Annotated in this window: 16 protein-coding genes, 1 tRNA gene and 1 pseudogene; 8 read left to right on the top strand and 10 right to left on the bottom strand. The window is 66.9% G+C overall.

Going from position 1 to position 16,145, the window contains the following annotated elements; genetic code table 11:
• Window positions 1–50 precede the first annotated feature (50 nt).
• The 4 genes from ASG92_RS01660 to ASG92_RS01645 form a co-directional block, all read right to left on the bottom strand.
• Window positions 51–1,244, bottom strand: a complete 1,194-nt coding sequence (locus ASG92_RS01660) for a fumarylacetoacetate hydrolase family protein (RefSeq protein ID WP_056623900.1) — start codon at window positions 1,242–1,244, stop codon at window positions 51–53.
• Between the two features lie 14 nt (window positions 1,245–1,258).
• Window positions 1,259–2,824, bottom strand: a complete 1,566-nt coding sequence (locus ASG92_RS01655; RefSeq protein ID WP_056623456.1) for an aldehyde dehydrogenase (NADP(+)) — start codon at window positions 2,822–2,824, stop codon at window positions 1,259–1,261.
• Window positions 2,821–4,167: an L-fuconate dehydratase gene (locus tag ASG92_RS01650; protein WP_056623452.1), complete on the bottom strand. Its 1,347-nt coding sequence runs from the start codon at window positions 4,165–4,167 to the stop codon at window positions 2,821–2,823. Before ASG92_RS01650 ends, ASG92_RS01655 begins: the two co-directional genes overlap by 4 nt.
• Before the next feature lie 183 nt (window positions 4,168–4,350).
• Complete coding sequence (locus ASG92_RS01645) at window positions 4,351–5,079, bottom strand: GntR family transcriptional regulator (RefSeq protein ID WP_082579236.1); 729 nt, start codon at window positions 5,077–5,079, stop codon at window positions 4,351–4,353.
• 225 nt (window positions 5,080–5,304) lie between these two features.
• On the opposite strand from ASG92_RS01645, the gene ASG92_RS01640 reads away from it, so the two are divergent.
• Window positions 5,305–6,645 carry an MFS transporter gene (locus ASG92_RS01640; RefSeq protein WP_056623444.1) on the top strand — a complete coding sequence of 447 codons (1,341 nt, stop codon included), beginning with the start codon at window positions 5,305–5,307 and terminating at the stop codon, window positions 6,643–6,645.
• A 587-nt stretch (window positions 6,646–7,232) separates the two neighbouring features.
• Window positions 7,233–7,838, top strand: a complete 606-nt coding sequence (locus ASG92_RS01630) for a ferritin (RefSeq protein WP_056623437.1) — start codon at window positions 7,233–7,235, stop codon at window positions 7,836–7,838.
• A gap of 11 nt (window positions 7,839–7,849) precedes the next feature.
• Here ASG92_RS01630 and ASG92_RS30385 read toward each other — a convergent pair.
• The 3 genes and pseudogenes from ASG92_RS30385 to ASG92_RS01620 form a co-directional block, all read right to left on the bottom strand.
• Window positions 7,850–8,141 (bottom strand): annotated as a pseudogene (locus ASG92_RS30385) (pyridoxamine 5'-phosphate oxidase family protein); the annotation flags it as partial.
• A 33-nt stretch (window positions 8,142–8,174) separates the two neighbouring features.
• Window positions 8,175–9,698 carry an APC family permease gene (locus tag ASG92_RS01625; protein ID WP_056623434.1) on the bottom strand — a complete coding sequence of 508 codons (1,524 nt, stop codon included), beginning with the start codon at window positions 9,696–9,698 and terminating at the stop codon, window positions 8,175–8,177.
• Between the two features lie 54 nt (window positions 9,699–9,752).
• On the bottom strand, window positions 9,753–11,222 hold the full coding sequence (locus tag ASG92_RS01620; protein ID WP_056623431.1) for an NAD(P)/FAD-dependent oxidoreductase: 1,470 nt from the start codon (window positions 11,220–11,222) through the stop codon (window positions 9,753–9,755).
• A 110-nt stretch (window positions 11,223–11,332) separates the two neighbouring features.
• Here ASG92_RS01620 and ASG92_RS01615 point away from each other — a divergent pair, with 110 nt between their 5' ends.
• The 5 genes from ASG92_RS01615 to ASG92_RS01600 all read left to right on the top strand — a co-directional run bounded on the left by ASG92_RS01615 (window position 11,333) and on the right by ASG92_RS01600 (window position 14,018).
• Window positions 11,333–12,067, top strand: a complete 735-nt coding sequence (locus tag ASG92_RS01615) for a TetR/AcrR family transcriptional regulator C-terminal domain-containing protein (protein WP_056623428.1) — start codon at window positions 11,333–11,335, stop codon at window positions 12,065–12,067.
• Window positions 12,060–13,022 (top strand): DMT family transporter, encoded by a 963-nt coding sequence (locus ASG92_RS01610; protein WP_200951853.1) that lies wholly within the window; start codon window positions 12,060–12,062, stop codon window positions 13,020–13,022. Before ASG92_RS01615 ends, ASG92_RS01610 begins: the two co-directional genes overlap by 8 nt.
• A gap of 14 nt (window positions 13,023–13,036) precedes the next feature.
• Window positions 13,037–13,183, top strand: a complete 147-nt coding sequence (locus ASG92_RS29120) for a hypothetical protein (protein ID WP_200951852.1) — start codon at window positions 13,037–13,039, stop codon at window positions 13,181–13,183.
• Between the two features lie 80 nt (window positions 13,184–13,263).
• On the top strand, window positions 13,264–13,725 hold the full coding sequence (locus tag ASG92_RS01605) for a DUF6194 family protein (RefSeq protein ID WP_056623422.1): 462 nt from the start codon (window positions 13,264–13,266) through the stop codon (window positions 13,723–13,725).
• A gap of 20 nt (window positions 13,726–13,745) precedes the next feature.
• On the top strand, window positions 13,746–14,018 hold the full coding sequence (locus tag ASG92_RS01600) for a hypothetical protein (RefSeq protein WP_056623419.1): 273 nt from the start codon (window positions 13,746–13,748) through the stop codon (window positions 14,016–14,018).
• Window positions 14,019–14,040: 22 nt separating this feature from the next.
• Here the strand turns inward: ASG92_RS01600 and ASG92_RS01595 are convergent, their stop codons facing one another.
• Together ASG92_RS01595 and ASG92_RS01590 are read right to left on the bottom strand one after the other, a co-directional pair.
• On the bottom strand, window positions 14,041–14,976 hold the full coding sequence (locus ASG92_RS01595) for a hypothetical protein (protein WP_056623415.1): 936 nt from the start codon (window positions 14,974–14,976) through the stop codon (window positions 14,041–14,043).
• Between the two features lie 52 nt (window positions 14,977–15,028).
• Window positions 15,029–15,412 (bottom strand): LysR substrate-binding domain-containing protein, encoded by a 384-nt coding sequence (locus tag ASG92_RS01590; protein ID WP_056623412.1) that lies wholly within the window; start codon window positions 15,410–15,412, stop codon window positions 15,029–15,031.
• 60 nt (window positions 15,413–15,472) lie between these two features.
• Here ASG92_RS01590 and ASG92_RS01585 point away from each other — a divergent pair, with 60 nt between their 5' ends.
• Window positions 15,473–15,787, top strand: coding sequence for an NAD(P)-dependent oxidoreductase (locus ASG92_RS01585; RefSeq protein WP_082579235.1), 315 nt, complete (start codon window positions 15,473–15,475; stop codon window positions 15,785–15,787).
• Window positions 15,788–15,865: 78 nt separating this feature from the next.
• Here ASG92_RS01585 and ASG92_RS01580 read toward each other — a convergent pair.
• Window positions 15,866–15,948 (bottom strand) — tRNA-Leu (locus tag ASG92_RS01580).
• Window positions 15,949–16,145: the final 197 nt, after the last annotated feature.

The raw sequence follows: 16,145 nt of genomic DNA, 5'->3' as shown, positions 1-16,145 counted from the left end.
TCCGGCACGCCCCCAACGGACGTGCCGGATCACGAATATCGGCGCAAACGCTAGCGCCGGCCGGCTCTTCCCGCCGGCTGGAGCCGCTGGGCCTCCAGGTAGCCGAACAGCTGCCGCAGGCCGAAGGTCCACTCGGGCAGTTCCTCCGAAGCGCCTACGGTGTTGATGAGGGCTCCGAGGTGCCGGCTGCGGATGGTGACCACGTCGCCGAGCTTGTGCGTGAAGCCCTGCCCGGGTTCGTCCCGGTCCTGGGTCGGCGCGAACAGCGTCCCGGTTAACAGGGCGAAGCCGTCCGGATACTGATGGTGCCTGCCGTGGGTGGCCGCCACCAGCTCCTCGAAGGGCCGGCTGATCCGCGCCACGGTGTTGCGGCCCTCGAGCCGGTAGCCGTCCGGACCCTCCACGCCCAGCAGGATCTCCTCCTCGCGCAGGGTGTCCAGGGTGAACGCACCGTCGAACAGCCGGATCAGCGGGCCGAGGGCGCTGGACGCGTTGTTGTCCTTCGCCTTGCCCAGCAGCAGGGCGCTGCGCCCTTCCACGTCGCGGAGGTTGACGTCGTTGCCGAGCGTCGCGCCCACCATCTCACCCCGGGAGGTGACAATCAGCACGAGCTCCGGTTCCGGGTTGTTCCAGGAGGAGAAGGCGGGGATGCCGATGCCCGCGCCGAGGCCCACGGAGGACAGCACCGGCGCCTTGGTGAACACCTCGGGGTCCGGGCCGATGCCCACTTCCAGGTACTGCGACCACAGCCCCTCCGCGATCAGGACCCGCTTGGCCTCTGCCGCTTCCGGGGACCCCGGACGCACGGCACCGATGCTTCCGCCAAGGGCCCGGCCCACCAGTTCGCGCATCTCCGCGGCACGCCCGGCATCGCCCGCGCAGCGTTCCTCGATCACGCGCTCGATCATGCTGTCCACGAACGTCACGCCGCAGGCCTTGATGACCTGCAGGTCAACAGGTGCCAGCAGGTGCGGCCGGGTGGTGTCCCCTTCCAGCGAGGCACTGACGACGTCGGACGTCACCCACCGGGGTTCCGCCAGGTCCGGGTCCAGCAGCGCAGCGCGGACTGCGGCCGCGGGGTCCGGCAGCTCGAGCAGTTCCGAAACTGTGCCGGCCACGCGGTGCAGATCAAAAACCTCGGTGCCGCTGACCGCCACCACCCGGGGGCCGCCGGTTCCGATGTCCCAGACCCTGCCCACCAGCAGGGCCTGCCCCGCATCCTCCGGAAGGACCGACGCTGCCATGTCCTCCGCGTCGCTCACAGCTGACCCTCCTGGTTGTTGGCATCCTGGCGAGCCGAAGCCGGCCGGTGCCAGACGCCGTCGACCCTTTGCGGGACGTTCCACGGATTGCCGTCCCGGAGAGGTTCCGGCAGGCGGGCGGCTGGGAACGACTGGTACGCCACCGGGCGCAGGAAGCGGCGGATGGCGGCAGTCCCCACGGACGTCGTGGCGGACGTCGTCGCCGGGTAGGGGCCGCCGTGGTGCTGGGCATAGCTGACCGTGACGCCGGTAGGCCAGCCGTTCCACAGGACCCGGCCGCTGATGGCGGTCAGGCGGGCGGCGAGCCCGGCGACGTCGTCGTCCTCTTCGGCCTGCAGCGTGGTGGTCAGCTGGCCCTCCAGGAGTCCGGCCAGCCCGGCCAGTTCGGACTCGTCGCCGTACTCGACCACCAGACTGGCCGGGCCGAACATCTCCTGCCGCAAGATTTCCGGATCCTTTCGCACCGCATCGGCCGTCGTGTGCAGGACGGTGGGCGCCGGCGCCGCAGCGAAGTCGCCCTCGACCAGCAGCTCCACACCTGTTGTGTCCTGCAGGCGGCGGACTGCGTCCGTATAGCCCTGATGGAGGCGTTCGCTGAGCAATTGTGCCGGCGTGAAGTGCGCGAGGGCGGCCCCCAGGATGCCACGGACGTCAGCGTTCTCCCCCGCTGAGGTGCCTTCTGACGTCTCCGCCGACGTGCCCGCGGGGACGAACAGCAGCCCCGGCTTGGTGCAGAACTGGCCCATGCCCAGGGTGAAGGAGCCCGCGTATCCGGCGAGGATTTCCTCGCGGCGGGCCGTCCAGGCGTTCCGGGTGACGAAGACGGCGTTGATGCCTCCCAGCTCCCCGAAGAACGGAATGGGTTCCGGCCGCGCCGCGGCGCGGTTGAGCAGCGCCCGGCCGCCCGCCGTCGAGCCCGTGAAACCGATGGCCTTCACCAGCGGGTGGTCCACCAGCGCTTCGGCGGCCTGCCGTCCGGTGACCAGGGCAAAGAGGCCCGACGGCGCCCCGGCGGCGTCGAGCGCTGCCGTCACCGTTTGGGCCGTGCGGACCGCGAGCTCGCGGTGCCCGTCATGGGCCTTGTGCACGACGGCGCAGCCGGCGGCGAGGGCCGAGGCGCTGTCGCCGCCCATCACGCTGAATGCGAAGGGGAAGTTTGAGGCTCCGAAGACCCCCACCACGCCGAGCGGGACGTTGTAGCGGCGCAGGTCCGGCCGCGGTCCCATGCCCCAGGAGGGGTCCGCGTGGTCGATCGTGGCGTCGAAGTGTTCACCCTGCAGGATTTCCGCCGCGAAGAGCCGGAGCTGGAACACGGTGCGTTTGAGCTCGCCTTCCAGCCGCGGTGCGCCGAGGTGCGTCTCCCGGCCGGCGATCTCCACGAGCGCCGCCGAGTCCTGTTCCAGACCGGCCGCGATGGCTTCCAGCCACGCCGCCCGGGTGGCGGGATCCGCCGTCCGACCCTGTTCGAAGGCGGCCTGGGCCGCCTCGACGGCCGCATTGAGCTGGTCGGTTCCGGCGGCCGCTCCGGCTGCGGACTTCCGGACCGCGGTCTCCGCGCTCATCGGCCGGCCCCCGCGGGAGCCAGCGAGGCGCCCGTGACGGCTGCCCGGTTGCCCACTTCCTGCCAGCCTGCGCCGGCGGGGAACTCCCAGCGGGTGCGTGCGGCGCTGAACATTTCGGCGCCGGTGCCCGGGAGCTTCGGCGCGGCGTAGCGTGCGTTGACGATCCGGACGGGCTCCGCGAAGTGTTCGTGCAGGTGGTCGACGTATTCGATCATGCGGCCTTCCTGGCTGCCGCTGACGGCGGCGAAATCGAAGAAGGAGAAGTGCTGGACCAGTTCGCAGAGTCCCACGCCGCCGGCATGCGGGCACACGGGCACGCCGAACTTCGCCGCCAGCAGGAGGTTGGCGATGTTCTCGTTGACGCCGCCCACGCGGGTGGAGTCGAGCTGGAGGACGTCGATGGCGCCGGCCTGCAGGAGCTGTTTGAACACGATCCGGCTGGCCACGGCCTCACCGGTGGCAACGCGCACGGGCGAAATGCCCTTCCGGATCTCGGCGTGGCCCAGGATGTCGTCGGTGCTGGTGGGTTCTTCGATCCAGTACGGGTTGAACTCGGCCAGCTGGTTGACCCACTCGATGGCCTCGGACACTTCCCAGCGCTGGTTGGCGTCGATCGCGATCGGGAGGTCTCCCACGGCCTGGCGGGCCATCGCCATGCGGCGGCGGTCGTCGTTGATGTCGCCGCCCACTTTGAGCTTGATCATGGAAAAGCCGTCTGCGGCCGCTTCCCTGCTCAGCCGGACCAGTTTTTCGTCGCTGTAGCCCAGCCAGCCCGGCGAGGTGGTGTAGGCGGGGTAGCCGTCGGCCTGCAGCGCGGCGATGCGGGCTGCCTTGCCGTCCTGGCCGGCGCGCAGGATGTCCAGCGCCTGCTGGGGGTTGAGGGCGTCGCGGATGTGGGTGAAGTCCACCACGTCCACGATCTCCTCGGGGGACATTTCGCTCAGCAGGAGCCACAGGGGCTTGTTCTCGCGGCGGGCGCGGATGTCCCACAGGGCGCTGACGAGGGCGCCGCAGGCCATCTGCGTCACGCCCTTTTCCGGTCCCAGCCAGCGCAGCTGCGAATCGTGGATGAGGCGCTTGGACGCGCCGCCCAGGTCGTAGATCAGCTCATCGATGTCCCGGCCCATGAGCAGGCGGGCGTAGGCGTCGATGGCGGCTGTCAGGATCTCGTTGCCGCGGCCGCAGCTGAACACAAAGCCGTGGCCTTCGTCGCCCGCGTCGGTGCGGATCACTACATAGGCGGCGGAGTAGTCGGGATCGACGTTGACCGCGTCGGAGCCGTCGAGTTCCAGGGACGTCGGGAAGCGGACGTCCTGGGTGGTGATGGAGGTGATGGAAGGCATGGATCTCTTCTCTCGTGGCCGTGCTGGAGGGGTTTGCATGATTTCCTATATGAATTTCGGTAATCATATAGGAACTGTGACCCAGATCAAGCCCTGGGCCCGGATCCCGTCTTTATAGGCGCCACGGGACAGAAAAATGCCCCGGCCACAAAGGCCGGGGCTGAGGTGCGGCGAGGGTACCGCCTACCTGATGATCCGCTTCCGGGGCGGTCCGCCGTCCTCCAGGGGCGACAGTTCTGCATGGCCCTCGAAGGCCTGGGCGAAGCGGTCAAAGGAGTTGCGGATGTGTTCCGCCATCGCGGCCTCGGCCTGCTCCGGCAGGCACGCCTCGATCGCATCCCGGACGGCCGAATGCTCGGCCACGGTGATGGCGCCGTCGACGTCGGCGGGGTACAGGCGGAAGGTGTGGAGGTGGCAGTGCGTCTGGGCGAAGGCGTGGCGGACCACCGGATTGCCCGAGGCCGCGAGGATGGTGTCGTGAAAGCGGGTGTCATGGGCCACCAGGTCCTGCCGCAGGTCTCCCGTCGCGGCCATGGTTTCCCGGAACCCGGCGAGCTCCTTCCCCAGGGCCGCCGCAGGATTCGCCAGCCGGTCCACCGCGGCCGAGCGCGCCGCCCAGGGCTCCACGAGGAGCCGGAATTCAAACAGCGACCGCAGCTCGGCCAGCCCCAGCAGCGGGGTGGTGCTGTAGCCGCGCCCGGGGCTGTAGACCACCAGGTTGTCGCCCTCGAGGCGCTGCAGCACTTCGCGCACCGGCGTCTGGGAGACGCCGAGGCTGCGCGCAACTGCATCGATGTTGATGCGCGTGCCCGGCGCAATTTCGCCCTCCAGGATGGCGGCGCGCATGGACGAATAGACGTCGCTGACAGCGGCTTTGCCTCGTGAAGCATCGGTTGATTGACGTGGTGGCACGTGCTTACCTCTTGGTTCTGGTCTGACGGGACTCGCTTGGGGAATCATAAGCCACGGCGCTCCGCGAACGGGGTGCGGAACTTTTTTCGGGCAGGACTTGATCCGGATCACATTATCTATATGATTAACCAGATTCCTATATGATTTTGGCGCCGACATCTTCGGCGTCTTCCCTCCCGCCGGTGCCCAGGCACCCGAAGCCATGTTCACGTCGAAGGAGACCGCATGACTGCGCTCGGAAGCAAGACCGCCACCAAGTCATCCCCCACACCACCGCGCCTGATGACCCGGAAACGCTGGGTCATCATCTGGCTCGCCTTCATCGGGCTCAGCATCAACTACCTTGACCGCTCAAGCCTGAGCGTCGCCCTGCCGTTCATGGGCAAGGACTTCGAGCTCACCGCCACGCAGCAGGGACTCATCTTCGCCGCCTTCTTCTGGGCCTACGACTTCTGCCAGCTCGCCGCCGGCTGGTACGTGGACAAGGTGGGACCGCGCCGGTCATTCTCGCTGGCGGCGGTGTGGTGGTCCGTCTTCACCATGGTGACCGCCGCCGCGACGAGCTTCTGGTCGCTCTTCGCCGCCAGGTTCCTCCTCGGCGTCGGCGAAAGCCCGGCCCCCAGCACTGCCGCCAAGGTGGTGGCCACCTGGTTCCCGGTCCGGGAGCGGGCCTTCGCCACGAGCATCTGGGACTCCGGATCGCGGGTGGGCGCCGTCATCGCGCTGCCCATCGTCACCCTGATCGTGGCGCTCACCTCCTGGCACGCGGTCTTCATCATCATCGGCGTCGCCGGACTCATCTGGGCCGCCGTCTGGTGGAAGGTGTACCGCAGCCCGCAGGAACACCCCGGAGCCAATGCGGCCGAGCTGGCCTACATCGAAGAAGGCGGCGCCCGCGGCGAAGCCAGCGATGATGCCGGAGCCGCCAAGCTGCCGTGGCGGTCACTCTTCAAGTACCGCACCGTCCTCAGCATGATGTTCGGCTTCTTCTGCCTGAACAGCGCCATCTACTTCTTCATCACCTTCTTCCCGAGCTACCTCGTGAAGGAACGCGGCTTCGACCTCCTGAAGCTCGGCTTCTTTGGCGCCATCCCCGGCATCTGCGCCGTGCTGTGCGGCTGGCTCGGCGGCTATCTGGCCGACCGCGCAGTACGGGCCGGGGCATCCGTCACCAAGGTCCGCAAGACCGCCATTGCCGGCGGCCTCGCAGGCGGCTCCGTCATCATGTTCGCGGCACTGGTTCCCGAAGCGTGGATGGCCCTCGCGCTGCTGTCCGTCGCGTACTCCAGCCTCACCGTTGCCGCCACCGGCATCTGGTCGCTGCCGGCCGACGTCGCACCCAGCTCACGGCATGTGGGCTCCATCGGCGGCCTGCAGAACTTCGCCTCCAACCTGGCGGGCATCTTCACCCCGATCCTGATCGGCGTACTTGTTGACCAGACCGGATCGTTCGTGGCGCCGCTCGCCGTGATCGGCGCCGTCTCGCTCATCGGTGCCGCCAACTACCTGTTCGTCATGGGCAAGATCGAACCCTTGAAGGTGACGGAGCCGGCACCGGCGGCCTGAAGCGGCCCCTCTTCGGGACCAGGGCTTTAGGAAGCACCAAAGGCGAAGGCCGCCATCCGGGGCTTCCGGATGGCGGCCCCGCCAGATCCGCCGACCAGCAGCAATAAATGCCGACGGCGCGCCCGCCACCTTTTGGGGTGACTGGCGCCGTCGTTCTTGTTTTGGTCTTAGCTGTCGACTAGCACGGCCCGCAGGTCCTTCAGGATGAGCTTGTGCGCCTGTCGGGCCAAGACCGAGGAACCAAACGTCGTCGTTGACGGCCTTTGCCTGGCCACCCTTGACGGCGTTGAGCCGCGGCCAGACCGCGCCTTCGACCACTGAGGTCTCGCCCGTGGATCCCCCGGTCCAGTCGCCGGCACCAGCACCGCCGGGGTCGTGCTGCCCACTACCGGCAGAACCGCTGCCCCCATCTGGCGACGGTGGGCGGCCCAAACCTCCCCGCATAAACCCGCTGCCGGAACGGTAGCAGGAGGGTCTTGACCCGCAGTCGCCGGCGGAGGAATCTCAGTTCAGGCCCTCCGTCAGGCCGGGCCGTCAAGGCCCTGTGATCCAGCGCTCTGCCTTGAACCAACTTGAGGAGGAGCCTCATGAGCCCCACAACATTCAACGAACTGCTAGCCCGCCAAGTAGGCAACGAGTTCGCCGCGTCCCACCAGTACATCGCCATTGCCGCATGGTTTGACGGGCAGGACCTGCGCCAGTTGGCCAAGCACTTCTACCGCCAGTCCTTGGAGGAACGCAACCACGCCATGATGATGGTCCGGTACATCCTGGACCGCGGGATCAAAATCACCATCCCGGGGATCGAGCCCGTCCGGAACGATTTCACGACCGCGGAGGAACCCCTCGTCCTGGCCCTCGCCCAGGAGATTGAGGTCACCGACCGCATCAAGGAGCTCTTCGCCGCCGCGCGGGAGGAAAACGATCCCCTGGGCGAACAGTTCATGCTCTGGTTCCTCAAGGAGCAGGTCGAAGAGGTCGCTTCCATGTCCACGCTCCTGAACATCGCCCGCCGCGCGGACAACCTCTTCGACATCGAAAATTTCCTCGCCCGTGAACGCGTCGGTGACCACGGATCTCCCGGTGGCCACCATGTCGGTCACCGCCGACACCACGGCGGCGGTCATGGCGGCGGTCACGGCGGCGGGACACATGACTCCGGCACGCCGGATGCCGCCGGCGGCTCGCTCTGATTTCCAGCCGGTTAAAGCTCCACGGTCCGGCTTTCGCCGACGCTCATGCGGCTGTGGGTGACCTTGGACTTGACCCACTGCAGCACGGTCGCTGCAGTGCCGCCTCGTCCAGTGTTCAGCGGAGTCGGAATCGACGTGCAGCAGGACCGCCTCGGGGGTGTCGGGCCCGTCCGGGAACCATGCGTCCACGGTTTGGGTCCACAGTTCGCGGATCTTCGCCCGGTCCCGGACCACTTCCGCGGTTCCGGCCACGGACACCCATTCCGTCCTCTTGCCGAAGGCAACGTTGACCCGCGGATCCGCGCTGCGCCACCGCGCACCCGCGCGGACCAGTCGCTACAAGCCCCGCGCCAGCACCTGGCCCCTGAAGAACTCCGGCCGGGTCCTGGCCATCACCAGCATGATCACCACGCCCAGCAGGATCACGCCCATGCCCAGGATGAACACCATGCCCACCCCGCCCACGGATGATCCTGATCCGTATTCGGGGTCCATCGAGTCGTAGGCCGTCTTGAAGAACATGACCAGCAGGATCACGCCGCCCAGCAGGGGTGCCAGGAACTTGAAGAAGAACGCGCGGGCGCTGCTGAACGCCACGGCCCGGAAGAACCAGACGCAGGCCACGGCCGTGATGCCGTAGTAGAAGCAGATCATCATGCCCAGCGCCGTGATGGTGTCCCACAGGGCGTTCTCGGAGGTGGTCCTGGTGATGACATAGAACGCTGCCGCCGCGACGGCGGCGGCGATCGTGGCATAACTCGGGGACTTGAACGCCGGGCTGACCCTGCCGAAGGTCCGCGGCAGCGCCTTGTAGTGGCCCATGGACAGCAGGGTCCGGGCCGGGGAGACAAACGTGGACTGCAGCGACGCCGCCGAGCTGCTGAGGATGGCCAGGGACATCAGGATGGCGAACGGGCCCATCACCGGCCCGGACAGCACGGCGAAAATGCTGGACTGGTTGTCCGGGTTCCCGGTGCCCAGCCCGGTCTCGCCCACCCCGGCGAAGGACAGGGTGGCCAGGGCGGCCGTCATGTAGATGGCCATGATGACGACGACGGTCACGGTCGCCGCCCGCCCGGGCGTCTTTTCGGGATTCCTGGTTTCCTCGTTCATGGTGAGCGTCACGTCCCAGCCCCAGTAGATGAAGATCGAGAGCGAAACGCCGGCCGCAAACGAGGAGAAGGAGTCCACGGCGAAGGGGTTGAACCAGTCGGGCGAAATGGCCGTGGCGTCAAAGGCGGAGCCGTTGGCCACGTGAACGAACGCGGACACCGCAAACCACCCGAGCACCAGCAGCTGGAAGCCCACCAGCACGTACTGGACGCCCTTGGTGGTTTCCATGCCCCGGTAGGAAATCCAGCACGCCAGGGCGATGAACACCAGGGTGGTGGCGATGTTCAGCGGCAGGTTGGCGGTCAGCTCCGCGAGTTCGGGGTTGCCGAACAGCTGCGAGAGCATGAGATAGAAGAAGTCGACGGCGACAGCCGCCAGGTTGGACAGCACGATGATGGTGGCGGCGATCAGCCCCCAGCCGCCCATCCAGCCGATCCACGGGCCAAAGGCCCGCGTTGCCCACGTGAAGGAAGTCCCGGCGTCGGGCATTGCGTTGTTCAGTTCGCGATACCCGAGCGCAACGAGCAGCATGGGGATGAACCCCACGAGGAAAATAGCCGGCAGGTGCACGCCCACCTCGGACACCGTGGGACCGAGCGCCGCGGTGAGCGTGTAGGCCGGAGCGATGCACGACACCCCGATCACCACCGCGCCGATCAGCCCCACGGACCCGGCTTTCAGGCCCTTTTCACTCAGCGTCTTGTGCGATGCGTCCGTGCCCTGGGTGGCAGCGGCTTCGGTGCTCATGGGATTGCCTTTCCGGAAAATTCATTCGTCGTTGAATGGGTGGGGGCCGGGGTGTCAGCCGACGACGGCGGCGGCGTCGGCCAGCTCTGCCTCGCCGAACGCTGCGGTGCTGTGGGCTGCGGTGTTCTGGGCTGCCGGGGCCTTCCCGGCTGCCGCCGCGATGCGGTCCGCCGTGAACTGGCCCATGCGGACGGCGCCGTCCACGTGCTGGTAGCCCTCGGCGGCGAGGTCCGAGGAGCACCAGTAGATGGGCCCCACCGGCGCGTGCTGGTCCTTGCCGTAGCGGTGCAGGCCGCCGAGGTCGTAGCTGGAGGCGTACGCGCCGCGGGTCCACTGCTCCGAGCCCCAGTCGGATTCGTAGTAGACCTCCGGCTGCAGCGCCTTCTCTCCCAGGAAGCCGGCGATGGATTCCAGGACGGCGCGCTTGCGGTCCTCCGCGCTGAGTTCGAACACGGCGTCGGCCTTTTCGTCCGAGATGAAGCCGACGAGGGTTCCGCGCGAATCCCCGTGGTTGGTGTTGTCATAGACCTCCTGGACCAGGGACCCGGCGCCGAAGCCGGTGCCGGACAGCCCGTCCTCGCGCCAGAACGGCGTGCTGTAGACGGCGTGCACCTTGATCACCAGGCCCAGCGACTGGTGCTGGTGCATCTGGTGCTGGCGGCGCGGCAGCGGCGGGTCAAAGGAGACGCGCGAGTACAGGTTGGGCGGCACGGCCATGATCACGAAGCGGGCGTTGACGGTGGCGCGCTCGGAAACGGCGGTGACGCGGTAACCGGCGCTGTTTCCGCCGTCGGCGATCGGTTCCCAGCTGATGGTGCGCACCGGGCTGTCAAGCACGACGTCGGCGCCCAGTTCCGCTGCCTGCAGCAGGGATACCTGCTGCATTCCGCCGATCACCCGCTTGTCCAGGATGAAGTCCTCGTCCGTCAGGTGGCTAAAGGAGCCGGCGGAGGCGGCCATCAGCACGGCTTGCAGCGCGGAGAAGGCGTGGGCCGGCTTGGTCAGCATTCCACCGGCGATGAAGAGGCCGATGTTGTTGCAGGCTTCCTCATCGGCGGAGTTCTGGCGGAGCCAGTGGTGGAACGAAATGGTGTCCAGCTCACGCGACTTAGGGTGGGCCCAGGGCTCGGTGGGACCGATTTCAGCAGCCAGGGCGTCGAGCAGTCCCGTGAGCTTGTCCATTTCGGCGGCCGTGGTGGCACTGACCGGGAAAGACTCCCCGGTGTAGTGGACGGGGGTGCCGTCCGCGCCGATGTAGACCGACTCGCCTTCGCGGTAGCGGGAATAGGTCTCGAGGCCGAGCTCGTCCAGGAGTGCCAGGAGGGCCGTCTGGTCCGGTGATACCCACTGGCCGCCGATTTCCAGCACGGCCCCGTCCACGGTGTCGGTCCAGGTGCGGCCGCCCACGCGGTCGCGGGCTTCCAGTACGGCGACGGTGAGGCCGGCCTTCTTCAGTGCACGGGCCGCGGTGAGCCCGGAGGGGCCGGCGCCTACGACGACGACGTCGCGGTCAAAATTCAGCATGATGTCCTCTCTCTGTGGCCGCCCGAGTGATGCGGACCACTAAATGAATGCCATTCATTTATGAAGACTATAGCGCCTTTGGCCTGCCCGGGGAAGAGGCTGATGGAATAATGCTGAGGACACCGCCCGCAGAAAGGCCAGCCATGCCGGCATCACCAGCCGCCCCCGGAAGCACAGCCCTGGGGGAACCGAGATCCGAGGCCGGTCGGCGCCGTGCCGGCCGCCCGGTGGGCGGGGTTCTGGACAAGGCCGGCATCACGGCCGCCGCGTTGACGCTCATTGAAAAGAAGGGCTACGACGGCCTCACCATGGCCGCACTGGCCCGCTCACTGAACGTGGCGCCGTCGGCCCTCTACAACCACATGGAATCCAAACGCGACGTGCTGCTGCTGGTGGAGGACCACCTTGCCGCCCTGGTTGACGTGTCAGCGTTCGGCGCCGAGCCTTGGGAGGAAGCGGTCCGGAAGTGGGCGTGGAGCTACCGGGACGTGTTCTCCCGCCACACCCCGCTGATCCCGGTCATTGCGGTGCTGCCGGTGACGGACGCCCCGCAGACGCTCGCCATGTATGAGACCGTAAGCGCGGGATTCCGCGACGCCGGCTTCCCGGAAGAGCGGATTGTCTCGTCCATCGTGGCGCTGGAGTCGTTCATCTTCGGATCGGCCTACGACGTCACGGCGCCGGCGGACATCTTCGACTCCGGTTCCATGGCCGACGTCACGCCCAGCTTCACCGGCGCTGTGCGCAGCCTCGCTGCGCAGGGGCATGAACGGCCGGCGGACGTGGCGTTCAGCCTCGGGCTTGAGGCACTGATTGCAGGGCTAGGGGCGCTTCGGAGTGCCTGACCGCATGGCCGCACGGGCCACGACACGGACATCGATCGTCGACGTGTTGCTGCTCGCTGTTGCCGTGGCATGGGGTTCAACGTACTGGGTCGCCAAGGAACTGGTCAGCCCTGACACCGTGCTGGCGGTTCTTGCCGTCCGAATGCTGCTGACTGCCGTTGCCCTTGGCCTGATCCTCGTCGCAATGCGAAGGCGGCTGAAAAGGACGGAGGCCGTGATCGGCGGCATTCTTGGCCTGCTCTTGTCGACAGTCTTTACCTTCGAAACCTTCGGCATTGCAGCTACCAGTACCACCAACGCCGGGCTGATCATCAGCCTGACCATCGTGATGACTCCCGTGCTGGAGACCGTGGTGGGCAAGCGGAAGCTGAGCGGGCTGTTTTACCTGGCCGCGGTTATCGCGGTTGCCGGCGTGTACTTCCTCGCCACGGGCGGCGCCTCTGCGTCCTTCGGCTTCGGGGACTTGCTGATCCTGCTGGCCGCAGCCGCTCGGGCGGTCCATGTGACGGGGATGCACCGGCTCTCGGCAGGACGCCGCATCGATTCGCTGAATCTGACCTTCGTGCAGATGGCGACCTGCGGGCTGATTTTCCTCATCCTGTCGGGTCTCTGGGGCGCACCCGTCGCGGCCTATGCCGGAAGCATGAGCTGGCCCGCGGTACTGCAAATGGCCTATCTCGTGATCGTGTGCACGGTGTTCCCGTTCTTCATCCAGATGTGGGCGGTACGCAGGACTTCTCCGACCAGGGTGAGCCTCCTGCTCGGAACGGAGCCGGTCTGGGCGGCAGTCATCGGCGTAACCCTCGCCGGCGACGTCCTGGGCCCTGTCGGCATCCTGGGTGTGCTGCTCGTGCTGGCTGGCACCATGTGGGGGCAGCGGCTGGAACTCAAGGCCCCGCCCGGAGCATCGGCTGTCCCGCGCCAACCGGAGAAAGTTCCTAATCCGACGGCATAAGCGCAGGCATCCGCATGCGGTTCATGTTTCAGGCGGCCGACTATTCCAGGTGGCTCGCAGGTGTCCCCCGTGCGGAGCTATCCAAACTGCACGGCGTCGGTCCGAAGGCGCTCCGTATCATCGAGGATGCGCTGGAGGAACACGGTCTCGCGCTCGGGTAACAGTCACACGTAAGGTTCCAAGTCCCACCAAACGGCCGGCCCTCATTGTGGAGCTGGTCCCGGTTTGCAACGCTTGAGGCATGACCATGGATAAGGTTATTGAATTCGTGAAAAGCTTCGACGGCACACTCGCGGTCATGCCTGGCCCGGGAGACGGCTCGCCCGAAATTGCGTGGGGTGATGTCTTCTTCTATTACGCGCCGGACGGCGCCATGCCCAAGGCAACTCAACCGTTTGCGACCATCGTGACCAAGAACTATCCCGACGATGAGCGGTCACGCCTTGATCGGCCGGGATCCTTCCGCGTCAATGTCGCTGCCGGGAAGCCGGCCTTCGTTGAGTGGACCGGCCACCAGCCAGGCGAGCCGGATGACATTGACCCGAGCGTGACCGACACGGTATTTGCCCATCCTGTCTACGGATCCCTGGGGTGGCTGGCTGTTGTAAACCCGGGTCCATCGACGACTCAGGCTACGCGGAATATGCTCCGCAAGGCATACGAACTCGCCCGCTCCCGTTATGAACGCAGAATGTCCATTTAGCTCCATGGAAGGTCCTCACGATGTCCGATTCTGACCTCGCCGCCCTACGGGACCGAGCCGCCCGCGGTGACCTCGACGCCGTCGGGGAACTCGTCGAACTTGCCGCCGAGCGGGAGGATTTCGGGGAGCTGCGGCGACTTGCCGACGCCGGCAGCAGCGATGCTGCGGACCAGCTGGTTGAGCTCGCCGCGGAAAAGGGCGACTTGAAAGAGCTTGGGCGCCTCGCCGCCGCCGGCAACAGTGACGCCGCCGACGTTCTCGCCGAGCTCGCTGAGGAAGCCACCGAAGATTAGGTCTGACGGGTTACGTAGCGGCCTACGGCTGCTCGTACCACTTGAGCACCCGCAGCGCCCTGAGGGTGTTCCACCTGCTCGGGTATCCGTCGCCGTCCTCCATGGCGAAATGGATCCGTCCGGGATGGGTGTTTTCCAACAGCCAGGTGCCGTCGGGTTGCCGTTTCGGGCGCAGCACACCGACTGCCTCGGCGAGGCGTTGGTCCGGGGCGCCGCCGGCGTCCCGGAAGTAGTCGAGGCCGCGGAGCACGTCGTAGAACCAGCGCGTCGGATACGAGAAGTGCAGCCAGTCCGCGTTGATCAGCTCGCCGGTGCTCTTGCGGCGCAGGAGTCCGCGCTCGAGCAGGTACTCCTCGCCGCGCCGGCGGGTGGCGACTGACGCCGGCGAGCCGCCGGTGGGGCGTTCGTGTTCCAGAAGCCCTTCCAGCACGTTGATCGTCGTCCCGAAGGATGACCGTGTTGAGCCCCGTTCCGCCTCGCAGTTCCAGCCGCCGTCTTCGAGCTGCTCCCCGAGCAACCGCGCGACCACGCCGTCGACGTTCTCGCCGAAGTAGGTTCCGAGGGTCACCGCCATGCCGTTGATGCACGGCTCCACTTCCCCGTCGAAGAACGGCTGACCGCCCTCCTCCCACCGGCTGTTCTCCCGGACGAGTTGGACCGCGCTGCGGGCCTCGTCACTGCCGGGGTCGAGCCCGAAGTCGCGCAGGAGCAGCAGGCTGTAGGTCGTCGCGGTCCACGGCTGGCCGGTCTCGGAGTCATCGAACGGCGACGGGAAGTAAGTGCCCCCGTCCCATTGTCCGTCGTCGCCTTGCAGCGCGAGCAGCCGGGCGCCCCAGCCCTCAGTAGCGACGCGGGCCCGCTCGGCGCGCACGTCCTCTGCAGGCGCATCTGTGAGGTCGCGCAGGACCTGCCAGCGGATCGAAGGGTCAGAGTCGAGCAGCCAGTCCAGGACCTCCATCCCCTCAAAATACACGCGCAGGCAATTCCGTAGCGCCATTCACCGGGAAGTTCTAGTCGCCCTGTTCGTTGATGACCTCGAGGACGCGATGCAGTGCCGGGTTGTGGGAGTTGCGCATCCAGATGGCGTGGAGCTCCACCGGATCCACCTCGAAGCCGTCCAGCTCGACGTACTCCACCCCGTCAATGCCCAGGACGGTTGCCGACTGGGGCACAAGCGCAACGCCGCGGCCCGCGGCAACGAGGAAAATCATGGTCAGGATCTGGCTGACGGTGTGCACGAACGTCCGGTGCGAGGACACCAGGCTGACCACCAGGTCGTAGAAGTAGCGCGCCTGCGTGGGTGAGTGCATGATGAGGTCCTCGCCGTGCAGGTCTTCCGCCGTCAGCTGCCGGTTCAGTTGCGTCAAGCGGTGACCTGACGGGACTGCCACCATGATCGGCTACCAAAGCCAGCGGAAAGCGCGTGGGAATCAGCCGCCGGCGGTCCGGAGTCTGTGCACGTGGTGGACAGTGAGGTCATCGGGGCACTCGGCCCTGACGGCTACCTCATTAATATCGCCAGGGGCTCCGTTGTGGACGAACAGGCTCTGGTGGCGGCTCTGCTGGCCGGTGAGCTGGCCGGCGCGGGCCTCGACGTCTACGCCGACGAGCCGAAGGTTCCGCAGGATCTGCTGGCGATGGAGAATGTGGTCCTGCTGCCGCACCTGGGAAGCGGCACTATCGAGACACGGGCCGCCATGGCCGAACTCACGCTTGCGAATCTCGCGCAGTACGCAGCGGACGGAACCCTGGTCACGCCCGTCTTCTGATCCGCGGTTGAGCAATACGCGGCTGAGCGAGGGCAAAAAGAAACACCCCGGTCTGAAGACCGGGGTGTTTCTGATGCGTGCGCGAGGGGGGATTTGAACCCCCACGCCCTTTCGGACACTGGCACCTGAAGCCAGCGCGTCTGCCGTTCCGCCACTCGCGCGCAACTTCTTTCACATGGTTTCAGCTCCCGAATCCGGAGTTTCAACCGCGTAAAAGCAGCGAGATCAAGCATAACGGACAATCCCGGCAAAATGCCAATCGAGCCTATCCGGGGTGCCGCACCGGCCCCGTCCACAGGCATCGGAGCAGGCATCGCAGCAGGCCTCCACGCCCTCCGAACCCCGGCGATACCGCGCC

Origin of the sequence: Arthrobacter sp. Soil736 (assembly GCF_001428005.1) — a bacterium.
In the GTDB taxonomy this organism is placed as follows: domain Bacteria; phylum Actinomycetota; class Actinomycetes; order Actinomycetales; family Micrococcaceae; genus Arthrobacter.
Note: the sequence above shows the minus strand (reverse complement) of the source record. Positions and strands in the feature narration are given on the sequence as shown.

Coding starts and splice junctions, on each gene's coding strand:
- ASG92_RS01660 (WP_056623900.1), bottom strand. CDS start 1,244: ATGGCAGCGTCGGTCCTTCCGGAGGATGCGGGGCAGGCCCTGCTGGTG.
- ASG92_RS01605 (WP_056623422.1), top strand. CDS start 13,264: ATGACCATGGATAAGGTTATTGAATTCGTGAAAAGCTTCGACGGCACA.
- ASG92_RS29120 (WP_200951852.1), top strand. CDS start 13,037: ATGCGGTTCATGTTTCAGGCGGCCGACTATTCCAGGTGGCTCGCAGGT.
- ASG92_RS01600 (WP_056623419.1), top strand. CDS start 13,746: ATGTCCGATTCTGACCTCGCCGCCCTACGGGACCGAGCCGCCCGCGGT.
- ASG92_RS01625 (WP_056623434.1), bottom strand. CDS start 9,698: ATGAGCACCGAAGCCGCTGCCACCCAGGGCACGGACGCATCGCACAAG.
- ASG92_RS01655 (WP_056623456.1), bottom strand. CDS start 2,824: ATGAGCGCGGAGACCGCGGTCCGGAAGTCCGCAGCCGGAGCGGCCGCC.
- ASG92_RS01595 (WP_056623415.1), bottom strand. CDS start 14,976: ATGGAGGTCCTGGACTGGCTGCTCGACTCTGACCCTTCGATCCGCTGG.
- ASG92_RS01630 (WP_056623437.1), top strand. CDS start 7,233: ATGAGCCCCACAACATTCAACGAACTGCTAGCCCGCCAAGTAGGCAAC.
- ASG92_RS01615 (WP_056623428.1), top strand. CDS start 11,333: ATGCTGAGGACACCGCCCGCAGAAAGGCCAGCCATGCCGGCATCACCA.
- ASG92_RS01590 (WP_056623412.1), bottom strand. CDS start 15,412: ATGGTGGCAGTCCCGTCAGGTCACCGCTTGACGCAACTGAACCGGCAG.
- ASG92_RS01640 (WP_056623444.1), top strand. CDS start 5,305: ATGACTGCGCTCGGAAGCAAGACCGCCACCAAGTCATCCCCCACACCA.
- ASG92_RS01650 (WP_056623452.1), bottom strand. CDS start 4,167: ATGCCTTCCATCACCTCCATCACCACCCAGGACGTCCGCTTCCCGACG.
- ASG92_RS01620 (WP_056623431.1), bottom strand. CDS start 11,222: ATGCTGAATTTTGACCGCGACGTCGTCGTCGTAGGCGCCGGCCCCTCC.